Origin of the sequence: Streptomyces sp. NPDC018833, assembly GCF_044390825.1 — a bacterium.
Lineage (GTDB): Bacteria > Actinomycetota > Actinomycetes > Streptomycetales > Streptomycetaceae > Streptomyces.
In genome coordinates this window covers 16,711-37,035 of sequence record NZ_JBIRZM010000005.1, presented here as the reverse complement: position 1 = coordinate 37,035, position 20,325 = coordinate 16,711, and the positions used below count along the sequence as shown (strand labels likewise).

Here is a 20,325-nt window from a genome sequence, read left to right as displayed (position 1 = left end):
CGACTCCCGGTCGACCGCCTTCGTCCGTGACTGCCGCCCAGGCCGCCGCAGTGACGGTGATCACGGCGATCCTCCGAGCGGCGTTGCGTACTCTGGCATCGTCGTCGCGGTGGGGGAGTGGATGGGCCGACGCAGCCCTATCGATCCGACCTGACGAACGTCGGAAAAGTCAGCAAGTGGTCAGCATCAGCCCTGAGAAACTGGGGAGTGCTGCCCGGACATGCGACTCGTTGTAGGGTAGGAAACCGCCCTTGACCTGCTAAAACGCAGGCAGGGAGCCTAGATCCAGGAGTACCTCGATGATGCGTACCATGTTCAAGTCCAAGATCCACCGGGCGACCGTCACCCAGGCCGATCTGCACTATGTCGGCTCCGTCACCGTCGACCGCGATCTCATGGACGCCGCCGACCTCCTGCCCGGCGAGCTCGTCCACATCGTCGACATCACCAACGGCGCCCGCCTGGAGACCTATGTCATCGAGGGCGAGCGCGGCAGCGGAGTCATCGGCATCAACGGGGCCGCCGCGCACCTCGTCCACCCCGGCGACCTGGTGATCCTCATCAGCTACGCCCAGGTCGACGACGCCGAGGCGCGCTCGCTCGTGCCCAGCGTCGTCCACGTCGACGCCGACAACAAGATCGTCGCCCTCGGCTCGGACGCGTCCGCTCCCGTGCCCGGCACGGACACCGCGCGCAGCCCGCACGCCGTGGCCTGACCGCTCGCGACCCACCGCCGGCGGGGACGGCCCGCCGGCGGCCCCGTCCGATCCACCGAGGAGAGCACGCCGCAGTGGGAGCAATCGAGATCCGCGACAACCGGCCCGCAGGGCTGCTGGAAGCGCACGTGGACGGGGAGGTGGCCGGACGCGTCGAGTACTTCGTGCTGGCGGGGGACACCCCCGCTCTCGTGGCCGTGCACACCATCGTCGAACCGGGCCACGAGGGCAAGGGCATAGCCGGTTCCCTGGTGCGCGAGTTCTACGCGACCGCGGCCCGCGAGAACGTCCCCGTCGTACCGCTGTGCCCGTACGCCGCGAAGTGGGCCCAGAAGCATCCCGACGAGGCGCCCGCCGCACCCGCCGAACTCGTTCGCGAGGCCGAAGCGCAGCTCAAGGAGCATGCCGACCTGTGACGGACCCTGCTCGCCCGCGCGTGGGGCCGGCGGTCGACCGCGGCCACGCGCAGGCGAAGCCCCGTGGTGGCCAGCGGTCCCGGCCCGGTGGGGGGAGACTGTGAGCAGAAGCGCTGATGTCGGCCCGGGGACGGGCGTGCCTACCCGGTGCGGGGCCCGTATGTGACCGCGGCGCCGTGAGCCGTGATCCGATCCTGCCCCCGGGGGGTTCCCGGAGAAGTCATGGCCATTCACAGAATCGGACACGAGATCTGCGTCCTCGGCGACCACCTGCCGGTTCCCGGCATCGGTTACCTCACGGTCAACGCCTTCGTGCTCCACGCCGCCGAACCCGTCGTCGTCGACACGGGCCTCGGCCTTCCCGACCGCAGGTTCCTGGAAACCCTCAGCAGCGTCATAGATCCCGAGGACGTGCGCTGGATCTGGCTCACGCATCCCGACCGCGACCACACCGGCGGGCTGTTCGCACTGCTGGACGCGGCGCCCCGGGCCCGCCTGGTGACCACGTATCTGGCCGTCGGCATCATGTCGACGGAGCGGCCCCTGCCTCTGGACCGGGTCTTCCTGCTCAACCCGGGGCAGTCCCTCGACGTCGGCGACCGCGTCCTGCGGGCCTTCCGCCCACCGCTGTTCGACAACCCCGCCACCGTGGGCTTCTACGACGACAAGTCGGGCGCCTGCTTCAGCTCCGACTGTTTCGGCGCACCCGTCGCCAGCGCCGAACTCGCCTCCGGAGCGACCGCCGGCGACATCAAGGACGACGAACTGCGGGCGGGCCAGCTGCTGTGGGCGGCGGTGGACAGCCCGTGGATCCACAACGTCGACCCGGACAGGTACGCGGCCAGTGTCCGGCCGCTGCGCGAGATGGCGCCCGAGGCCGTGCTGAGCACCCACCTGCCGCCCGCCCTCGGCCTCGCTCCGCAGATGATCGACACCATCGCCGCGGCACCCGAGGCGGACCCGTTCATCGGCCCCGACCAGCAGGCACTGGAGCGGATGCTCGCCGGGTTCGAAGCAGGAGGTGTCCCTTCTTGAGACTTCGGTGACACCTGCGCTTCGGTGACACCCGCGACGCGCGAGGTGGCACCGCCTACGATCCCGGCATGCTCGCACTCCTGCACACGTCCCCGGTCCACGTCCCGGTCTTCGAGGCCCTGCGCGACACGCACCATCCCGTCCTGTCCCTGCGCCACCTCGTCCACGAGGACCTGCTCGAACGAGCCGGGCACGAGGGCGCGGACGCCGTCGCGGACGTGATCGCCGACGCCGCCGCGGACGGTGCGAACGCCGTGCTGTGCACCTGCTCCACGATCGGCGGCGTGGCCGAGGCGGCCGCGACCCGAGTGGGCGTACCGGTGCTGCGGGTCGACAGGCCCATGTGCGCCGTCGCCGCCCGCAGGGACCGGATCGTGATCGTGGCCGCGCTCCGCAGCACCCTGGGGCCGACCGCGGCGCTCATCCGTGAGGAGGCCCGGGGACGTACGCCGCAGCTGCGGACGCTCCTGGTGGAGGACGCCTGGGAGCGTTTCCGGGCGGGGGACCGGGAGGGCTACCTGGACGCGGTCGCTGCCGCCGTCGACACGGTGCGCGACGCGGATGTCGTCGTCCTGGCTCAGGCCTCCATGGCCGATGCCGCCGCTCGTACCCACACGGCGCTGCCGGTGCTCTCCAGTCCCGAACCCGGCCTGCGGGCCGCGGCCGAGGCCGCGGCCACCGGATCCGCGGTCTGACGGGCCGGGCGGCCCGGTCCGTCGGCAGGGGGCGAGACCACGGACCCCTGGCGGTGCGACGGCCCGGCAGCCGGGTCTGCGGACCGGGACACGCGGCCACCTGATCGGCGGCCCCGACGACTGGACACGGCGACCGTGGGAACGCGCACCGGTAGAGATTGGGTACGCAACACTTCGCACTCCGGAGGTGCGGCATGACCCACCCCCATCCCGACCCCGCACAGCCCATCCCCTCACCGACCCCTGGCCCGCCTCCCGACCCGGGCCCGCTGCCCAGGCCGGTGCCGACGCCGACGCCCCAGCCGGGCCCCGCCCCGGACCCGATCCCCACACCACCGGGACCTGATCCGGAGCCCGTACCGCCTCCCGAGCCGCAGCCGGGCCCGGCCTGACACGGTCCACGCCTGAGAGGCCCCGGCTATCCGGCCCGGCCGCCGTACGGCCGGGCCGGCCACGAAGCGCCCGCGCCGCCCTGCCGGATACTTCCGCGAGCCCGCGCCGCCCTGCGGGATGCCTTCGCGCGCCCGTGCCGTCGGCCCGTGACGGTGACAACCCCCTCGCGTCGCCGCCCCCGCCCTGCGGGATGCTTCCGCGCGCCCGTGCCGTCGGCCCGTGACGGTGACAACCCCCTCGCGTCGCCGCCCTCACCGTGCCGGATGCCTTCGCGCGCCCGCCCCGCCGGCCCCGTACCAGCACCCGCGTCACCGCCCCGCCCGAGGCCTCAGTCCGACCGGACCTCCGAGCGGTCACCGCCCCACAGCGTGTGGAACGACCCCTCGCGGTCGGTCCTGCGATAGGTGTGCGCGCCGAAGAAGTCGCGCTGGCCCTGCGTCAGCGCCGCCGGCAGCCGTTCCGCGCGCAGCGCGTCGTAGTACGCCAGTGCCGCGGAGAAGCCGGGCGTCGGCACCCCCTGCCGCGCCGCCGTCGCGATCACTTCGCGCCAGTCGTCCTGCGCCGCCCCGATCTCCTCCGCGAACAGCTTGTCCGCCAGCAGGCTCGGCAGCTCCGGCTGTGCGTCGTACGCCGCGCGGATACGGTCCAGGAACGCCGCCCTGATGATGCACCCGGCTCGCCAGATCGCCGCGACGGCACCCGCGTCGACATCCCAGCCGTACGCCTCGCTGCCCGCCCGCACCTGGTGGAAGCCCTGGGTGTACGACACGATCTTCGACGCGTACAGCGCCTGCTCGACCCGGCCGGCGAAACGTGCTGTCTCCTCCGCGCCGAGCGGCCTCGCCGCCGGGCCGGGTAGCGCCCGCGACGCCTCACGCAGCCCGGCGTGGCCGGACAGGGAGCGCGCGAACACCGCCTCCGCGATGCCCGACACCGGTACCCCGAGGTCGAGCGCGATCTGTACGGTCCAGCGGCCCGTGCCCTTCTGCTCCGCCTGATCGGTGACCACGTCCACGAACGGCTTGCCCGTAGCCGCGTCCTTGTGCGCCAGGACCTCGGCCGTGATCTCGATCAGATAGGAGTCCAGCCGCCCCGTGTTCCAGTCGCGGAACGTCCGGGCGATCTGCTCCGGTGAGTACCCGGCGACCGCGCGCAGCAGGTGGTAGGCCTCGGCGATCAACTGCATGTCGGCGTACTCGATGCCGTTGTGGACCATCTTGACGAAGTGGCCCGCACCGTCGGGACCGACATGGGTCACACACGGCGTGCCGTCCGGGGCCTTGGCGGCGACCCGCTCCAGCAGCGGCCCCAGCGAGGCGTACGACTCCGCCGAGCCGCCCGGCATGATGCTGGGGCCGTTGAGCGCGCCCTCCTCACCGCCGGAGATGCCCACGCCCACGAAGTGGATGCCGCGCTCCCGCAGCTGCTTCTCGCGCCTGCGGGTGTCGGCGAAGTGGGCGTTGCCGCCGTCGATGATGACGTCGCCGTCCTCCAGCAGTGGCGCGAACTCCTCGATCACCGCGTCCGTCGCCTCACCCGCCTTGACCATCACGACCAGCCGGCGGGGCCGCTCCAGCGCCGCTACGAACTCCTCGGCCGACTCGGCCGGCACGAACGTGCCCTCGTCACCGAACTCCTCGACCAGCGCGCGCGTGCGTGCCGCGGTCCGGTTGTGCACGGCCACGGTGAGACCGTTGCGCGCGAAGTTGCGGGCGAGATTGCGGCCCATCACCGCGAGTCCCGTGACGCCGATCTGAGCTGTGCCACTCATCTGTGTGCTCCTGGATGTCCGTCGGAAGTACGTCCGTGCCGTGGTGCCGTGGTGCCGTGGTGCCGTGGTGCCGCTGTCGCCCCTCGTACACGTACGCATACGTCCGCGCCGCCAGGGACATTCACCGATCGTCGGCGTTCGGACGGTGCCGCGCACCCTGCCCAGGCCCCGGCGCCCGCACCCGGGCGCCGTTCGGACTCCGTCACGTCCCAAGCGGGCACCGACAAGGCCCGTGGCGCACCCGTACATCACGGCCCACCAGCGACGACGCGATGGATGAAACGGGCATTAACGGGCACACCGTAGCCCGCGAAGACGCTGGTCCAGCGGCCCCGGTTGCTTGTACAAACGACGCATGGGCCCGAACGGACGTCGAGCCCGCCAGCAAGACCGGCACCAGCAGGGATGTGCGTCGTGGACACCGAGGAACGCCGACGGGGAATTCTCGACACGGCCCGGCAGAACGGGTCGGTCGAGGTCAATGCGCTGGCCGCCCGGTTCGCGGTGGCCAAGGAGACCATCCGCCGCGACCTCACCACCCTGGAGGAGCACGGACTGGTGCGGCGCACGCACGGCGGGGCGTATCCCGTCGAGAGCGCCGGCTTCGAGACGACGCTCGCGATGCGCACCACACGCCATGTACCGCAGAAGTCGAGGATCGCGGTGGCCGCCGCCGACCTCCTCGGCGACGCCGAGACCGTCTTCGTCGACGAGGGCTTCACCCCGCAGCTCGTCGCCGAGGCCCTGCCGAGGGACCGGCCGCTGACCGTGGTCACGGCCTCGCTGGCGGTGGCGACCGTCCTCGCCGACGCGGAGAGGATCGCCGTGCTGCTGCTCGGCGGCCGGGTCCGCGGCCAGACCATGGCCACGGTCGACCACTGGGCCACCCGGATGCTGGCCGGTTTCGTCATCGACCTGGCGTACATCGGAGCGAACGGCATCTCCCGCGAGTACGGCCTCACCACACCCGACCCGGCCGTCGCCGAGGTCAAGGCGCAGGCCGTGCGCAGCGCGCGGCGATGTGTCTTCGCCGGCGTGCACACCAAGTTCGGCGCGGTGAGCTTCTGCCGCTTCGCCGACGTGGGGGACCTCGAGGCCGTCGTCACCGACACCGGCCTCTCCTCGGCCGAGGCCCAGCGCTACTCCCTGCTGGGGCCGCAGGTCATCCGCGTCTGACCCGACACCTCCACAACAGCACCCACTGCCCGCCTCGGCGGGACGGCCCGTCACACCCCGAAACTCCGAACGAGACGCCCGAAACCGGCGCAATGAGCCGCTCTGAAACCCCAGGAGACATCCATGACCCTGAAGCGACGACACCATGGAAAGCGCATCAGTGCGGTTGCCGCCACGGCCGCCCTCGTCGTCCTCGCCGCGGGATGCGGGGGTGCCGGCGGCGGTTCGTCCTCCTCCGGAGGCAACGAGACCCTGAACGTGCTCATGGTGAACAACCCGCAGATGGTCGAACTGCAGAAGCTGACCGCCGACCACTTCACCAAGGACACCGGCATCAAGGTCAACTTCACCGTCCTCCCGGAGAACGACGTCAGAGACAAGATCAGCCAGGACTTCTCCAACCAGGCCGGCCAGTACGACGTCGCCACCATCAGCAACTACGAGGTACCGATCTACGCCAGGAACGGCTGGCTGCACTCCCTCGACACGTACGCCGCCGAGGACACCGCCTTCGACCAGAACGACATCCTGGCGCCCCTGCGCCACTCGCTCACCGCCGAGGACGGCAAGCTCTACGGCGAGCCCTTCTACGGCGAGTCGTCCTTCCTGATGTACCGCAAGGACGTGTTCGCGGCGCAGGGCCTGACCATGCCCGACAAGCCCACCTGGCAGCAGGTCGCCGACCTCGCCGCGAAGGCGGACGGCGCCGAGAAGGGCATGAAGGGCATCTGCCTGCGCGGCCTGCCCGGCTGGGGCGAGGTCATGGCTCCCCTCACCACTGTCGTCAACACCATGGGCGGCACCTGGTTCACCGAGGACTGGAAAGCACGGCTCGACTCGCCCGAGTTCACCAAGGCCACCAAGTTCTACGTCGACCTCGTCCGGAAGCACGGCGAGGCCGGCGCGGCCCAGTCCGGCTACGCCGAGTGCCTCAACAACATGACCCAGGGCAAGACCGCCATGTGGTACGACGCCACCGCGGGCGCCGGCTCCCTGGAGGCTTCCGGTTCCCCGGTCAAGGGGAAGATCGGATATGTACCCGCGCCGGTCGAGGAGACCGACAGCTCCGGCTGGCTCTACACCTGGGCCTGGGGCATGCAGAAGGCGTCCACGAAGGCCGACAACGCCTGGAAGTTCATCTCCTGGGCATCGAGCAAGGAGTACGAGGAGCTGGTCGGCAAGCAGATCGGCTGGGCCAACGTGCCGGCCGGCAAGCGGGACTCCACCTACTCCAACCCCGAATACCTCAAGGCGGCGGGCGCGTTCGCGGACGTCACCAAGCGAGCCATCGCGGAGGCCGACCCGAAGAACCCCGGCACCCAGCCCCGCCCCGCGCCCGGCATCCAGTTCGTCGGCATCCCCGAGTTCACCGACCTCGGCACCAAGGTGTCGCAGGAGATCAGCTCGGCCATCGCCGGCCGTCAGTCCGTCGAGGCGGCCCTGAAGAAGTCGCAGGCCCTGGCCGAGAAGGTCGCCGAGGAGTACCGGTGAGTACATCGCTGAGCACGCCGTCCCCCACACCCGCCGGGCAGCGGCCGCGGACCGCGCCCGGCACGGCACCCGAGCCCCCGCCCGCCGCGCCGCGCACGGCCGGCCGCAGCGACCGGATGCGTGCCTGGGCCACCAGGGCTCCGCTCCTGCCCGCCCTCGTGTTCCTGATCACGGTCACCCAGCTGCCCTTCGTGGCCACACTGGTGATCTCCCTCTTCGACTGGAACTCCCTCGCCCCCGACGAACGCGCCTTCACGGGCCTGAGTAACTACGCCTCCGTGTTCACGGACGCCTCGATGCGCGACTCGGTGCTGACCACCGTGCTGCTGACCGCGAGTGTCGTCATCGCGAGCGTGGTCCTCGGACTGCTCCTCGCCCTGCTGCTCGACCGCACCTTCTTCGGCCGCGGCATCGTGCGCACCCTGCTCATCACCCCGTTCCTGCTGGTGCCCGTCTCCGCGGCCCTGCTGTGGAAGCACGCCCTCTACAACCCCGAATACGGGCTGTTCAACGGTGCCCTCACCTGGGCCGCCGGGCTCGTCGGCATCGACGCACCGGCCCAGCCCGACTGGATATCCGAGATGCCGCTGTTCGCCGTCGAAGCGGCCCTGGTGTGGCAGTGGACACCGTTCATGATGCTGATCCTGCTCGCCGGACTGCAGAGCAGGCCCGCGGAGATGATGGAGGCCGCCCGGCTCGACGGTGCGAACTCCTGGCAGACCTTCCGCTACCTGACCCTGCCGCATCTGCGCCGCTACCTCGAACTGGGCATTCTGCTCGGCTCGGTGTACATCGTGCAGAACTTCGACGCCGTGTTCACCCTCACCTCCGGCGGGCTCGGCACCGCCAACCTCCCCTACACGATCTACCAGACCTTCTACCAGGCCCACGAGTACGGACTGGCGTCCGCCGCGGGAGTCGTCGTCGTGATCGGCACCATCGTCATCGCGACCTTCGCACTCCGGGTGGTCTCGTCCCTCTTCCGTGAGGAGGCGACCCGAGCATGAGCACCGCCACCGTCCGACCCTCCCACCAGGCGCTGCCGCCCGCGGCTCGCAAGGCCCGCCGGCGCTCCGCAGCCCTCGGCCTCGTCGCCTGGATCGCCGGCATCGCGTTCTGTCTGCCCGCCCTGTGGATGCTGCTCACCTCCTTCCACTCGGAGGCGGACGCGGCCACCAACCCGCCCTCGTTCGCCGCCTCGCTCACCCTCGACGGCTACCGCGAGTTCTTCGGGGGCGGCGGCGGACCCACTCCGTGGCCGCCGCTGGTCAACTCGATGTCCGCGTCCCTGCTCTCGACCGCGCTCGTGCTGGTGCTCGCGCTGCCCGCCGCCTACGCGCTGTCCATCCGGCGGGTGCGCAAGTGGACCGACGTGATGTTCTTCTTCCTGTCCACCAAGATGCTGCCGGTCGTCGCCGGACTGCTTCCCGTCTACCTGTTCGCGAAGAACACCGGGATGCTGGACAACATCTTGCTCCTCGTCATCCTCTACACCTCGATGAACCTGCCGATCGCGGTGTGGATGATGCAGTCGTTCCTCGCCGATGTCCCGGTCTCCATCATCGAGGCCGCCCAGGTCGACGGCGCCCGGCTGCCCACCATTCTGGCCCGGGTCGTCGCCCCCGTCGCCGGGCCCGGCATCGCCGCCACCGCGCTGATCTGCTTCATCTTCAGCTGGAACGAGCTGCTGTTCGCACGGGTGCTCACCGGCGTCGTCGCCCAGACCGCACCTGTGTATCTGACCGGATTCGTCACCAGCCAGGGCCTCTTCCTCGCCCAGCTGTGCGCCGCGTCCGTCGTCGTGTCCCTGCCGGTGCTCGCCGCCGGCTACGCCGCCCAGGACAAGCTCGTCCAGGGCCTGTCTCTTGGAGCCGTCAAATGAGGGCAGCGATCGTCGAAGCACCTGGCAAGGTCACCGTCACGACCGTGCCCGACCCCACCCCCGGGCCCCGCGACGTCGTCGTATCCGTCGCGTCGTGCGGCCTGTGCGGCACCGATCTGCACATCCTGCAGGGCGAGTTCGCGCCCACCCTGCCGATCGTGCCGGGCCACGAGTTCGCGGGCGAGGTCGTCGGTGTCGGCACGGACGTCAGGGAACTGGCTGTAGGAGACCTGGTCGCGGTCGATCCGTCGCTGCACTGCCACGAGTGCCGCTACTGCCGCAGCGGGCGCGGCAACCTCTGCGATCGCTGGGCCGCCATCGGCGTCACCGTTCCCGGCGGTGCGGCCGAGTACGCCGTCGCACCCGTGGCGAACTGCGTGAAACTGCCCGACCACATCGATGTGAAGGACGCCGCCCTCATCGAGCCGTTGTCCTGCGCCGTACGCGGCTACGACGTGCTCAGCGGCACGCTCGGTGCCGAGGTCCTGATCTACGGCTCCGGCACCATGGGCCTGATGATGCTGGAGCTCGCCAAGCGCACCGGCGCCGCCGGCGTCGACGTCCTCGACGTCAACCCCGACCGCCTCGCCACCGCCGGGCTCCTCGGCTGTTCCCGTACGGCCGCCTCCGCGGACGAACTGGAGCGCCCCGGCGGCTGGGACGTCGTCATCGACGCCACCGGCAACGCCAAGGCCATCCAGGACGGCCTCGGCCGCGTCGCCAAGGGCGGCACCTTCCTCCAGTTCGGCGTCGCCGACTACGCGACGACGGCGGTGATCGAGCCGTACCGGATCTACAACCAGGAGATCACCATCACCGGCTCCATGGCCGTTCTTCACAGCTACGAGCGGGCGGCCGCACTTTTCGCGACCGGCGTGCTCGACCCGTCGGTGTTCATCAGCGACCGACTGCCGCTGGAGCAGTACCCGCAGGCCGTCGAGCGGTTCGCGGCGGGTCACGGCCGCAAGATCGTGGTGGAGCCGTAAGCGGCGGCCCGGCCCCGGCGGGGTGTCGCCCACCCGGGCCGGGGAAGCATTCCGGACACTCTCGTTCTGAAACCTTGTCACGCTCCGTATTACGCCCCTACGTTGGCCGCCTGCGGCATGACCTGCATGCGCGACCTACATGTAGTGGGGGAGCACACCATGGCCGGAACCGGTCGGCACCGTCGATATCAGCCGAGTCGCATCAACCGCGCATCGCTCACCGTCACCGCCGGCGGCGCCGGCATGGCGCTTCCCCTGATCGGCGCGGGATCGGCCCACGCGGCATCCGTCGATATCCGGGAGAAGGCCGCGGCCTGCGAGTCCACGAGCAATTGGCAGATCAACACCGGCAATGGTCATGACGGCGGGCTCCGGTTCACCCAGGCCACCTGGGAGGCCTACGGCGGCACCCGGTACGCCGCGCGCGCCGACCTCGCCACCGAGGGCCAGCAGATCGCCATCGCCGAGAAGGTTCTCCAAGGGCAGGGCGAGCGCGCCAGGCCCACCTGCTCGGAGCGTGCCCGGCTCACCCGGGGCGGGGACGCACCTGCCATCGCGCCGGCCGCGCACGCCGAGCCGAAGCGGGCGCTGACCTCCGAGCGCGCCGCGTCGCCCACGACCGTGCCGACGCAGCGGGAGGGATACACGGTCGCCCGCGGTGACTCCTTGTCCGGCATCGCGGAGAAGGAGCGGGTCAGGGGCGGATGGCAGCGGCTGTACGCGGACAACCGCGCCGTGGTCGGCGACGACCCGGACCTGATCTTCCCCGGCCAGCGGCTGGTCCTGCGCGCCACGGCGGCCGCTCCCGCCTCTCCTCCGAAGGAGCGCACAGCGCCCGCCGCCGAGCCGCCGGCGCCCCGGCAGCAGGCACCGAAACCGCAGGCCGAGCCCAGGCAGCAGACGAAGCCCCAGCAGCAGAAGCCTCAGCAGCAGGCCACGCCTCGGCCGGAACAGCAGAAGACCAAGCCCAAGCCCCAGCCCGACAGGCAGGCCAATGACCAGTCCCTGCCCGAGCGGCACGCCGGCTTGAGCGCACCCGTGACCGCCGGGCCGTCGACCGCCTACCGCAAGGCGGGCTCCTCCTGGTCGAGCGGGTATCACACGGGCGTCGACTTCCCCGTGCCCACCGGGACATCGGTGAAGGCCGTGGCCGCGGGCACGGTCGTGTCGGCCGGCTGGGGCGGCGCGTACGGCTACGAGATCGTCATCCGCCACCGCGACGGCCGGTACAGCCAGTACGCGCATCTGTCCGCGCTCACCGTGCGCACCGGCCAGCAGGTGACGCCGGGCCAGCGGATAGCCCGCTCAGGATCCACCGGCAACAGCACCGGACCGCATCTGCACTTCGAGATCCGCACCGGACCGGGATACGGGTCCGACATCGATCCCCTCGCCTATCTCAGGGCCGGCGGCGTGTCGATCTGATCCGGCGCGCGGGGGAACGACGCGATCTCCCGACAAGGTCGCACGTCCCTCTGAACGCTCCCGGCGCACGTGGCGGTCTCGGGGGCGCACGCCGTTGCCCAGCCGCTCGATCGTCAGCAGGACGAGCCCGCCCGCGGCCACGACACCACATCCGAGCGCCAGCACCGTGCCCGCCGCCCCGTACCGGAAGTCCTCGCCGAAGAGCGTGATCCCGACCGCCGCGGCCACCACGGGGTTGACCACGGTGACGGTGGCGAGCGGGGCCGCGAGGCCGGCCCCGCGATACGACGCCTGGGACAGCAGCAGCCCGCCGGCCGCGAGCACGGCCACGACGAGCAGGCTCGGCCACTGCGTCAGCGGCGCGCTCCAGTCCCAGTCGACGGCGACGGTCTTGGTGAACACCGAGGCGATACCGAAGGCGACGCCCGCCGCACCGGCCAGCAGGACGCTGCGCACGATCGGCCGGCGCACCCCTTGGGCGCCCAGGAAGAGCAGGGCCACCGCGCCGAGCGTCACCGCGGCGAGCACCGCGCGCTCCACGCCGCCCAGTGACTGCGAGGCGGAGCCGCCGGTCAGCGCGAGGAGCCCGGCGAGCCCTGCGGTCGCCATGATCGCGCCGCGCCAGGCCGTCGGCCCTGCCCCGCGCCGTACGAACAGCGCCGCCATGGGCAGCGCGAAGACGATGGTGAGCGCGCCGAGCGGCTGCACGACACTGAGCGGCCCGTACGCCAGCGCCACGACGTGGAGCACCGCGCCCACGCTGTTGAGCAGCACGGCGACCCACCAACGGACTTGGTTGAGCGGCGCGTACGGGCGGGACGGCGTGGTGGTCGCCACGTGCTCCTGGAGGATCGCCCCGGCCGCGTAGGCGACCGCGGAGACCAGCGACAGGAACACGGACAGCGCGAGGGAACTCATGATGACCACCCTGTCCCCCTTCTGCCGGTACGTCGTCGTTCTTGAGCAGGCACTTGTCCGTACTGCTGACGTAGTACGGGATGACCTCCGACGTCCCCCTTCCGACGGGGGCGCGGGCGGATCGGGGGGACCGCCGACCCGCTCGGCGCGCGGGTTCATCCCCAGTATCCGATGTGCGTCACCGCCGCGCGCGCGGCAGTGGCACCGGCGTCGTCCACCGCCGGGCACCGGGACATCCTTACGGTGATCACGCACGGCGTCACCGGATTTTCCACGGTCGGGTGCGGGTGGTCAGGTATGCGTGGGGGAGATACGGCGGTCCGGTACGGGTGGTTGGGCAACGCCGGCTCGGCTCTCGCCGGATCCGGAGCCGGACGGGAGCTGACTCCACGGGCGCGGCGCACCGGGCGGCCGGAGGCGCTCGACCGGGTGCCGGAATCCCGGTAGGGCATGCCGGACCCCCATCCGGCATGCCCTACCCCCCCATTTTCCGAGTGGTCGGTGGCCTTGTCGGATCACATAGTGGGGTGCAATGCGGGGGATCTGTGTGCGGATGGTGAAACCTGGCGGAAAACGGATCCGCCCGCCCGCGGCCGACGAACGGCCTCCAGCGCCGCCGGGCACACTGCCCACCACTCGCCGTCAGTCCAAGGGCCCGTATGCCGTCTGATGCAAGCGGTTGCGGTGATGTGGTGTCTCTCCTCACATGTCCAGACCAATCGGCCCCGTCGGCCAGCGCACGGAATCGGCCAGTCCGTTCGTGGCCACCACGCCCACGGGCAGTGCGGTGGCCGACCTGGATCACTGGGCGCATCAGCGCGCCGCCCGACCGCACCGTCCGGAGGTGACGCCCGTCATTTGGCGGGCACCCCATCGCTCGGTAAAATCGCGCTTTTGAAACTCCGGCATTCGAGTGATCGAGGAACAACACAGGCCATGACCGTCACAGAGGACAGCCCGGTATACGGACCGGGCATCGACCCCGAGCGTCTGGCCGTCTGCCTGAGCGTGCTCGAAGAGCTCGACAAGCTCGACATCGACCACCCGGATGCCATCGCGGTGCGCCGCGCCACCGCCGGCGTCTACCGGACGGTCAAGCAGCGCCGCCGGCAGGAGCGCCGCGCCGCCAAGACCGCGCACGACAGGTCCGTCACCGAGGCCACCGCCACCGGTTCCGCCGAGCGCATCGACGACGAGACGCAGGGGCTGCTGCCCTCCTCGTCCGTCGTGGGGGAGATCGCGGGCATACTCCAGCGCCCCCGGTCCTGCTACATCTGCAAGACCCGCTACATCGAGGTCGACGCCTTCTACCACCAGCTGTGCCAGAAGTGCGCCGCCGAGAACCGTGCCCGCCGCGACGCCCGCACCGACCTGACCGGCAAGCGGGCCCTGCTCACCGGTGGCCGAGCCAAGATCGGCATGTACATCGCGCTGCGGTTGCTCCGCGACGGCGCCCACACCACGATCACCACGCGTTTCCCCAATGACGCCATCCGCCGCTTCAAGGCCATGCCGGACAGCGACGAGTGGATCCACCGGCTCAAGATCGTCGGCATCGATCTGCGCGATCCGGCGCAGGTCGTCGCCCTTGCCGACTCGGTCGCCGCCGAGGGCCCGCTCGACATCCTGATCAACAACGCCGCCCAGACCGTGCGCCGCTCGCCACAGGCGTACCGCGAGCTCGTGGTCGCCGAGTCGGCCCCGCTGCCGGCGGGCGAGCTGCCGCCCGCCCAGGTCATCGGCACGTTCGGCAGCGGCGCCGTGGACTCCGTCGCCGCCCTGCCCTCGTCCCGCGGCGAGGGCCTGAGCGCCCAGGAGGTCACCGACCTCGCGCTCGTCAGCGGCTCCGCGTCCCTGGAGCGCATCGCGGCCGGTACCGCCATCGACGCCGGCGGCCTCGTCCCCGATCTGCACGACAGCAACAGCTGGATCCAGACGGTCTCCGAGGTCGACCCGGTCGAGCTGCTCGAGGTCCAACTGTGCAACTCGACCGCGCCGTTCATCCTGATCAGCAGGCTTCGCCCGGCGATGGCGGCAGCCCGGGGCCGGCGCAAGTACGTCGTGAACGTCTCCGCCATGGAGGGCGTCTTCAGCCGCGGCTACAAGGGGGCGGGCCACCCGCACACCAATATGGCCAAGGCCGCGCTCAACATGCTCACGCGCACCAGCGCGCAGGAGATGTTCGAGAGCGACGGCATCCTGATGACCGCCGTGGACACCGGCTGGATCACCGACGAGCGCCCGCACCCGGACAAGATGCGCCTGGCGGAAGAGGGCTTCCACGCCCCGCTCGACCTCGTCGACGGAGCCGCCCGCGTGTACGACCCGATCGTGCGCGGCGAGAGCGGCGAGGACCTGTTCGGCTGCTTCCTCAAGGATTACGGCCCCGCCAACTGGTAGGAAATGCGTAATTCGCCCATAGCGTCACCCCTTTCGGCCGGTGCACCAGCAGGTGCACCGGCCGTTGTCCATCTGGAGGGGGTCGTTGGCGTGAATTGAGCCGCATTATTGGCCCCATCGAGCGGAGGTCCGCTCATTTGGTTACCCTGGGGTGAATGGACGGCCTCCAAGGGACCTACCAATCCCCTTCGGCCCTCCTGGGACAGGTCTTCAACCGGGCCGCGGTCCCGCCAGAGTTGACGGCGCCACCGCGACCCAACTGCCCTGTCCCACATACGCGACACAGAGGAGTGCGCGGTGACACCAGATGTGAAGCACGAGAAGCGGCCGTCGGAGGACGGCGGCGAACGGCCCGGCAAGGCCGAAGAGATTCGCAACCTCGAGGTCTGGGCCCGTTCGGCCCCGATCCGGCTCGCCGGCTACGAGGAAGACCTGGCCGAGCCGCACATCCTTCCTGGCATCGACTGATCTGCGCTTTGCACCCGTGCCCCCCGCCCGCCCGGCAGGGGGCACGGGGCTGCTCACGGCTCCTGCCGCACACCAGGGTTGCTCCCCGCACGCCGACGAGGCGGCCGCGGGCCCGTCGTTCAGTGCAGCCTCATGGGCGCCAGGAAGTCCCGTACGGCGGTCCGGTGCCACCACGCCCCCGTCTGCCGCCGTTCCTGCCGGGTCGTGAACCGGTAGTGGTACAGCCTCGCGCGCACCTGTGCGGGCGGGGCGTCCGGGAAGGGATTGCGGGCCAGCAGGCGCAGCGTGTCCCGGTCGCCCTCCAGCAGCCGCTCCACGAACGGCAGGAACCATGACTGGGCGTACGCGGGGGACAGCGCGGCGAACCACATCAGCCAGTCGAGCCGCAGATGGTACGGCGCGAACTGACGCGGCAGCCTGCGGACGTCGCCCGGTTTGCCCCTGAAGCCGTACTCGCGCCACACCGTGCCCGCGTGGGCCACGCGCTCGTCCGTGCCCTCGACCACGATCTCGTAACGCACCCGGCCCACCGTCCCGAACGCCCCGTAGGAATTGACGAGATGGAACGGGTCGTAGGAGCGGTTCATGGCCTGATGCCGTGAGAACAAGTTGCGCACGGGCCGGTAGCTCAGAGCCAGCAGCCCGGCGGACACGGTGAGCACCACGACCGCGTACCACAGCGGCGCGTCCGGCAGTTCGGGCCCGTCGACGATCAGCGAGCCGTCGACGGCGGGCAGGGCGAGCACGATCGTCACCCAGTTCAACCAGGCGAAGTTGCCCGACAGCACCAGCCACAGCTGTGTCACCACGATCAGCGCCGCGGCGATGCTCGCGACCGGCTGCGGGGTGAACAACAGGACGGGCACCAGCAGCTGCACCACATGGTTGGCGCCCGCCTCGACCCGGTGCGCGGGCCTCGGCAGATGGTGGAAGTACCAGCTCAGCGGGCCGGGCATCGGCTGGGTCTCATGGTGGTAGTACAGGCATGTCAGCTCGCGCCAGCACCGGTCGCCGCGCAGTTTGATCAGCCCGGCGCCGAACTCCACCCGGAACAGCGTCCAGCGCAGCAGCCACAGCACGACGACCGGCGGCGCGGTGCGCTCGTTGCCGAGCCAGATCGCGAGGAATCCGGTCTCCAGCAGCAGCGACTCCCAGCCAAAGCTGTACCAGGTCTGGCCGACGTTGACGATCGACAGATAGAGCGCCCACAGAACCGCCCACCACGCCATCGCGGCACCGAGCGGAACATCGTCGGCCGCCCCGGCGATCAGGGCCGCCGAGAGCAGGACGCCGGTCCAGGCGACGAGGGCGAAGAAGCGGTCGCTGTAGTGCAGCCGGAACAGGCTCGGCGTGTCCCGGGCGGGCACCTGGCGCAGGAACGCCGGTACCGGGAGCATTCCCCGCTCGCCGATCAGCGCACGGAACTGCAGCGCCGCGGACAGGAAGGCGACCAGGTACACGGCGGCCAGAGCCCGCTGGAAGACCAGCCGGCTCAGCCAGTAGGCATCGTCGCCGAACCACTCCATCCCTCCCAGTATCGGGCAGCTCCGGCCCCGCCGATCAGTCGGCCTGCCGCGCCGGTGCGGGTGGGCTGCGGTTGTGCCGGGCCGGTTGGGCGGCGTCCGGGATGGGTGGGCTGCGGTTGTGCCGGGTCGGTTGGCGGGCGCCCTGGGCTGGCTGGTCTCCGGTCCTGCCCGGTCGGACGGCTGTCCGGGTCCTGCCGGTGAGTGGGGCGACGGTCCCGGGCGGTCGGCTCCGGTCCTCCCGGTCAGTCGGACGGCCGCCCGGCGCCGGCGGCGATCCGCCGCAGCGTGTGGCCGAGCCGCCGGGCGTACAGCCGCTGCGCCACGGGCACGAGCGGCCCGGCGAGCCGGGCGTACCAGGCAGCGGGCCGGCTGAAGGCCTGGACCGTGAACCACACCGAGCCGTCCTCGCGGATGTCGACCACGAACGACTCCTCGCCCCGCTCCGGGTGGCCGGTCAGCGTCCCGTACGCGAAGCCCGTCCGGTCCTTGTCATACGCCGCCCAGACCACCTCGCACGGAGCGGCCACCCGCAGCGGCCCGGCACCCAGTGACACCTGCACCCGCACCCCGGCCTCGGCCCGTGCGGCGGTGGCCCGTACTCGGGCTCCGGACCTGCGGTGCATGTCCCAGCCGGTCACCGCGGCCCCGGCTTGCTCGAATGCTGAGCGGCCGCGGCCGACGCGGGTGGTGTGGTGCAGATGGTGGTAACCGTCCGGCAGCGGACCGTGCCGGGTGGCGCCCGTCTCCGGGTAGGTGAACGAGCCTCGCATGTACTGCGAGCGGTTCATCGGGCGGTTCATACGGCACTCTCCTTCAGTTGTCGCTGTCGTCGCAGTCGTTGCCAGGCCAGCACCGAGCAGAGGGCGAAGCCCAGCGCATTGCCGAGGCCATGGGTGGCCGCCATCCACGTCAGGTCGGGGTGCGGCAGGTCGGCGGCTTCGCCGACGGCCCAGCTCAGTGCGAGCAGCATCGTCGCCACCAGTACGGTCGCCGAGACGCCGAGCAGCGCCCGCGTGCCGCGGTCCCGCTCGCCGCCGCGGACGTCGCGCCAGGTCAGCCCTGCGACCGCCCACATACCGGCGGTCAGCACCACTGCGCCGAACAGCTCGGCCCAGTCGCCCATGAAGTACCCGCCCAGGACGAGCACGTTCCCGACCGGCACGCTCAGGGCCGCGAACCGGCTGAGACGGCCGGCCGCGCCCGCCGCTTCGCACACCAGCCCCGCGACGAGTGCCGCCGCGAAGCCCGCGAAGTGGAAGTGGGGCACGGTCAGGGCCAGGATCGGCAGCGTGAAGCCGAACAGCTCGTGACCGGCCCGCTCGGCGACCAGTGCGACGCCCGCGACCGCAGGTGTCACCAGTGCGGTGAGCACCGCGAACTCGGCGGGGGCGAGTGACCGCGTACGCACCAGCCGGCGCGGGGCCTGGGCGGCCAGGAGCAGTGTGCCCACGCCGTAGACGGCGGCGAGTGCGACGGCGGCCGCACCGCGCGGAAGCCACAGGGCGACGGAACCCGCCACCGCGAACACCGGCCATGTCCGCCGAATGGACGCGAGCCCGACCGGGTCGACCAGACGGAGTCCCGCGGGCACCACGAAGAGCATTCCGAGCATCACGATCATGTTGACCAGTGCGGACATCAGGCAGCCATTCCTGGATTGAACACGTTCAATTCATTGGGGTGAAGGCTAGTCGTTGAACTGAACGCGTTCAAGTCGCGCCTTGTCTGTCTGTCCGTCAGAACAGGAGGGACATCTCGGATTTGCAGAAGACGGGAGAATTTGGTGCGCTCACCGATGCATGGTCTGGTCGCGGCGGTCGCCGCATTGTGCGTGGGGCCGTTGGTCGCCGGATGCGGCGGCGAAAGCCGCGCGGCGGACTCGGCGGACGTGCTCCTCCAGCCCCTCGCGGCCAGGGGCCCGGATCCCTTCACGGCGTCGACCGCGTCAGCCCCGGCCCCCTTCGCGCCGCCGCCCGTCGCGCCGGCTCCCAAGAGCCCGGCGGGCGGAGGTACGAGCCTGCGCACGATGCTGGGCTCGACCCCTGGTCTGTACGGAGGAGCCCAGGAGACCGCGAGCTGTGACGTCGAGGCCCTGGTCCGCCACCTCGGCGCGGACGGCGCGGGCTTGGACACAGCCAGAGACAAGGGCAAAGGCAAGGACAAGGACAAGGACAAGGACAAGGTCCGGGCTTTTGCCAAGGGCGCCGGCATCGACCAGCAGGACATCGCCCCGTTCCTGCGCGGGCTCACCCCCGTCGTCCTCCGTGCCGACACCCGCATCACCGGCCATGGCTTCCGTGACGGCGAAGCCGCCGCCTTCCAGGCCGTCCTCCAGGCCGGGACCGCTGTGCTCGTGGACGAGTACGGCGCTCCCCGGGTGCGCTGCGCCGGTGGCAATCCGCTGAAGCCGCCCGTGGCCGTGAGGCGCCCGGTGGTGGTCGAGGGCACGGCGTGGGCGGGCCACCGGAGCGACCGCGTCCTCGTGATCAAGCCGGCCGCCCAGGTCGTGAACAACCTCCTGATCGTCAACATCGCCGACAGCACCTGGATCGAGCGGCCCTCCGGCACCGATGGGGAGGAGGACGCCCGCCCCGGGGTGCTGCCACCCGTCGACCCCGACGAGGTGTTCTCGGACCTCGCGCGTACCGAGTCCTCCGGTGCCATGCGGCAGGGCGACGCCTCGGGCACGGCTGCCCCGGCCACCGGGCCCGACGGCCCCCCGGCGCCCCAGGTCCCGGCGCCTCAGTCCCCGCCGCGACAGGCCCCCGTGCCCCAGGCCCCGGCTCCCCAGCCCGACCAGCCTCTACCGGACCAGCCCCTGCCGGACCAGCCCCTGCCCTATGACCCGGGCGACCCGCCCGCCGCGGACCTCCCCTACGAGCCGCCGCAGGACGAGGTCGAACCGCTGCCGGCCGACCCCCCCGTCCCGGATCCGGAGCCGCAGGCACCGGTCGAGCCGGACCCGGTGCCGCCTGCGGCGGCGACCGGGGGGCCGGACGGCTTCCAGGGCTGAACGAGCCCGCCGGA

18 protein-coding genes are annotated in these 20,325 nt (G+C 71.2%); 13 read left to right on the top strand and 5 right to left on the bottom strand.

All coding sequences use genetic code 11. From position 1 onward, the window contains the following. Positions 1–299 precede the first annotated feature (299 nt). The 4 genes from panD (at position 300) to ACH5AF_RS12210 (ending at position 2,862) form a co-directional block, all read left to right on the top strand. Entirely contained in the window at positions 300–716 is a 417-nt protein-coding gene (panD, locus tag ACH5AF_RS12225) for an aspartate 1-decarboxylase (RefSeq protein ID WP_398901511.1), read from the top strand. Positions 717–790: 74 nt separating this feature from the next. Continuing rightward, positions 791–1,132, top strand: coding sequence for a GNAT family N-acetyltransferase (locus ACH5AF_RS12220; RefSeq protein ID WP_398901510.1), 342 nt, complete (start codon positions 791–793; stop codon positions 1,130–1,132). Positions 1,133–1,354: 222 nt separating this feature from the next. Next, positions 1,355–2,167: an MBL fold metallo-hydrolase gene (locus ACH5AF_RS12215; RefSeq protein WP_398901509.1), complete on the top strand. Its 813-nt coding sequence runs from the start codon at positions 1,355–1,357 to the stop codon at positions 2,165–2,167. Positions 2,168–2,235: 68 nt separating this feature from the next. Then, positions 2,236–2,862 carry an aspartate/glutamate racemase family protein gene (locus ACH5AF_RS12210; protein WP_398901508.1) on the top strand — a complete coding sequence of 209 codons (627 nt, stop codon included), beginning with the start codon at positions 2,236–2,238 and terminating at the stop codon, positions 2,860–2,862. Positions 2,863–3,583: 721 nt separating this feature from the next. Here the strand turns inward: ACH5AF_RS12210 and gndA are convergent. Further along, the gene (gene gndA / locus ACH5AF_RS12205) at positions 3,584–5,026 is read right to left on the bottom strand and encodes an NADP-dependent phosphogluconate dehydrogenase (RefSeq protein WP_398901507.1); all 1,443 of its coding nucleotides are present in this window, start codon (positions 5,024–5,026) and stop codon (positions 3,584–3,586) included. 414 nt (positions 5,027–5,440) lie between these two features. On the opposite strand from gndA, the gene ACH5AF_RS12200 reads away from it, so the two are divergent. The 6 genes from ACH5AF_RS12200 to ACH5AF_RS12175 all read left to right on the top strand — a co-directional run bounded on the left by ACH5AF_RS12200 (position 5,441) and on the right by ACH5AF_RS12175 (position 11,986). Then, the gene (locus ACH5AF_RS12200; RefSeq protein ID WP_398901506.1) at positions 5,441–6,202 is read left to right on the top strand and encodes a DeoR/GlpR family DNA-binding transcription regulator; all 762 of its coding nucleotides are present in this window, start codon (positions 5,441–5,443) and stop codon (positions 6,200–6,202) included. Between the two features lie 123 nt (positions 6,203–6,325). After that, complete coding sequence (locus ACH5AF_RS12195) at positions 6,326–7,693, top strand: ABC transporter substrate-binding protein (RefSeq protein ID WP_398901505.1); 1,368 nt, start codon at positions 6,326–6,328, stop codon at positions 7,691–7,693. A 116-nt stretch (positions 7,694–7,809) separates the two neighbouring features. Further along, on the top strand, positions 7,810–8,700 hold the full coding sequence (locus ACH5AF_RS12190) for a carbohydrate ABC transporter permease (protein WP_398901894.1): 891 nt from the start codon (positions 7,810–7,812) through the stop codon (positions 8,698–8,700). After that, positions 8,697–9,575, top strand: a complete 879-nt coding sequence (locus tag ACH5AF_RS12185) for a carbohydrate ABC transporter permease (protein WP_398901504.1) — start codon at positions 8,697–8,699, stop codon at positions 9,573–9,575. Before ACH5AF_RS12190 ends, ACH5AF_RS12185 begins: the two co-directional genes overlap by 4 nt. Beyond that, a complete protein-coding gene (locus tag ACH5AF_RS12180; protein WP_398901503.1) occupies positions 9,572–10,561 on the top strand; it encodes a zinc-dependent alcohol dehydrogenase family protein in 990 nt (329 codons plus the stop codon). The genes ACH5AF_RS12185 and ACH5AF_RS12180 overlap by 4 nt, the downstream gene beginning before the upstream one ends. Before the next feature lie 159 nt (positions 10,562–10,720). After that, positions 10,721–11,986, top strand: a complete 1,266-nt coding sequence (locus tag ACH5AF_RS12175) for a peptidoglycan DD-metalloendopeptidase family protein (protein WP_398901502.1) — start codon at positions 10,721–10,723, stop codon at positions 11,984–11,986. On the opposite strand, the gene ACH5AF_RS12170 is transcribed toward ACH5AF_RS12175, so the two are convergent. Then, entirely contained in the window at positions 11,867–12,904 is a 1,038-nt protein-coding gene (locus tag ACH5AF_RS12170) for a DMT family transporter (RefSeq protein ID WP_398901500.1), read from the bottom strand. The two genes, ACH5AF_RS12175 and ACH5AF_RS12170, sit on opposite strands and share 120 nt — an antisense overlap. A 936-nt stretch (positions 12,905–13,840) precedes the next feature. On the opposite strand from ACH5AF_RS12170, the gene ACH5AF_RS12165 reads away from it, so the two are divergent. After that, on the top strand, positions 13,841–15,304 hold the full coding sequence (locus ACH5AF_RS12165; protein ID WP_398901499.1) for an SDR family NAD(P)-dependent oxidoreductase: 1,464 nt from the start codon (positions 13,841–13,843) through the stop codon (positions 15,302–15,304). A gap of 297 nt (positions 15,305–15,601) precedes the next feature. Beyond that, positions 15,602–15,772 carry a hypothetical protein gene (locus ACH5AF_RS12160; protein WP_215187325.1) on the top strand — a complete coding sequence of 57 codons (171 nt, stop codon included), beginning with the start codon at positions 15,602–15,604 and terminating at the stop codon, positions 15,770–15,772. Positions 15,773–15,891: 119 nt separating this feature from the next. Here the strand turns inward: ACH5AF_RS12160 and ACH5AF_RS12155 are convergent, their stop codons facing one another. From ACH5AF_RS12155 to ACH5AF_RS12145, 3 genes are all read right to left on the bottom strand, one after another. Continuing rightward, complete coding sequence (locus ACH5AF_RS12155; RefSeq protein ID WP_398901498.1) at positions 15,892–17,298, bottom strand: lipase maturation factor family protein; 1,407 nt, start codon at positions 17,296–17,298, stop codon at positions 15,892–15,894. Positions 17,299–17,540: 242 nt separating this feature from the next. Next, complete coding sequence (locus tag ACH5AF_RS12150) at positions 17,541–18,098, bottom strand: DUF1990 family protein (protein ID WP_398901497.1); 558 nt, start codon at positions 18,096–18,098, stop codon at positions 17,541–17,543. After that, positions 18,095–18,937, bottom strand: coding sequence for a YndJ family protein (locus ACH5AF_RS12145; RefSeq protein ID WP_398901496.1), 843 nt, complete (start codon positions 18,935–18,937; stop codon positions 18,095–18,097). Before ACH5AF_RS12145 ends, ACH5AF_RS12150 begins: the two co-directional genes overlap by 4 nt. A gap of 387 nt (positions 18,938–19,324) precedes the next feature. Between ACH5AF_RS12145 and ACH5AF_RS12140 the strand changes: the two genes are divergently transcribed. Continuing rightward, entirely contained in the window at positions 19,325–20,311 is a 987-nt protein-coding gene (locus tag ACH5AF_RS12140) for a DUF6777 domain-containing protein (protein WP_398901495.1), read from the top strand. Positions 20,312–20,325 lie beyond the last annotated feature (14 nt).

What these genes read in the sequence shown, in the direction of transcription:
- panD (WP_398901511.1), top strand. Translation starts at nt 300, where the DNA reads ATGATGCGTACCATGTTCAAGTCCAAGATCCACCGGGCGACCGTCACC.
- ACH5AF_RS12215 (WP_398901509.1), top strand. Translation starts at nt 1,355, where the DNA reads ATGGCCATTCACAGAATCGGACACGAGATCTGCGTCCTCGGCGACCAC.
- ACH5AF_RS12210 (WP_398901508.1), top strand. Translation starts at nt 2,236, where the DNA reads ATGCTCGCACTCCTGCACACGTCCCCGGTCCACGTCCCGGTCTTCGAG.
- gndA (WP_398901507.1), bottom strand. Translation starts at nt 5,026, where the DNA reads ATGAGTGGCACAGCTCAGATCGGCGTCACGGGACTCGCGGTGATGGGC.
- ACH5AF_RS12195 (WP_398901505.1), top strand. Translation starts at nt 6,326, where the DNA reads ATGACCCTGAAGCGACGACACCATGGAAAGCGCATCAGTGCGGTTGCC.
- ACH5AF_RS12190 (WP_398901894.1), top strand. Translation starts at nt 7,810, where the DNA reads ATGCGTGCCTGGGCCACCAGGGCTCCGCTCCTGCCCGCCCTCGTGTTC.
- ACH5AF_RS12185 (WP_398901504.1), top strand. Translation starts at nt 8,697, where the DNA reads ATGAGCACCGCCACCGTCCGACCCTCCCACCAGGCGCTGCCGCCCGCG.
- ACH5AF_RS12180 (WP_398901503.1), top strand. Translation starts at nt 9,572, where the DNA reads ATGAGGGCAGCGATCGTCGAAGCACCTGGCAAGGTCACCGTCACGACC.
- ACH5AF_RS12175 (WP_398901502.1), top strand. Translation starts at nt 10,721, where the DNA reads ATGGCCGGAACCGGTCGGCACCGTCGATATCAGCCGAGTCGCATCAAC.
- ACH5AF_RS12170 (WP_398901500.1), bottom strand. Translation starts at nt 12,904, where the DNA reads ATGAGTTCCCTCGCGCTGTCCGTGTTCCTGTCGCTGGTCTCCGCGGTC.
- ACH5AF_RS12165 (WP_398901499.1), top strand. Translation starts at nt 13,841, where the DNA reads ATGACCGTCACAGAGGACAGCCCGGTATACGGACCGGGCATCGACCCC.
- ACH5AF_RS12155 (WP_398901498.1), bottom strand. Translation starts at nt 17,298, where the DNA reads ATGGAGTGGTTCGGCGACGATGCCTACTGGCTGAGCCGGCTGGTCTTC.
- ACH5AF_RS12150 (WP_398901497.1), bottom strand. Translation starts at nt 18,098, where the DNA reads ATGAACCGCCCGATGAACCGCTCGCAGTACATGCGAGGCTCGTTCACC.
- ACH5AF_RS12145 (WP_398901496.1), bottom strand. Translation starts at nt 18,937, where the DNA reads ATGTCCGCACTGGTCAACATGATCGTGATGCTCGGAATGCTCTTCGTG.
- ACH5AF_RS12140 (WP_398901495.1), top strand. Translation starts at nt 19,325, where the DNA reads ATGCTGGGCTCGACCCCTGGTCTGTACGGAGGAGCCCAGGAGACCGCG.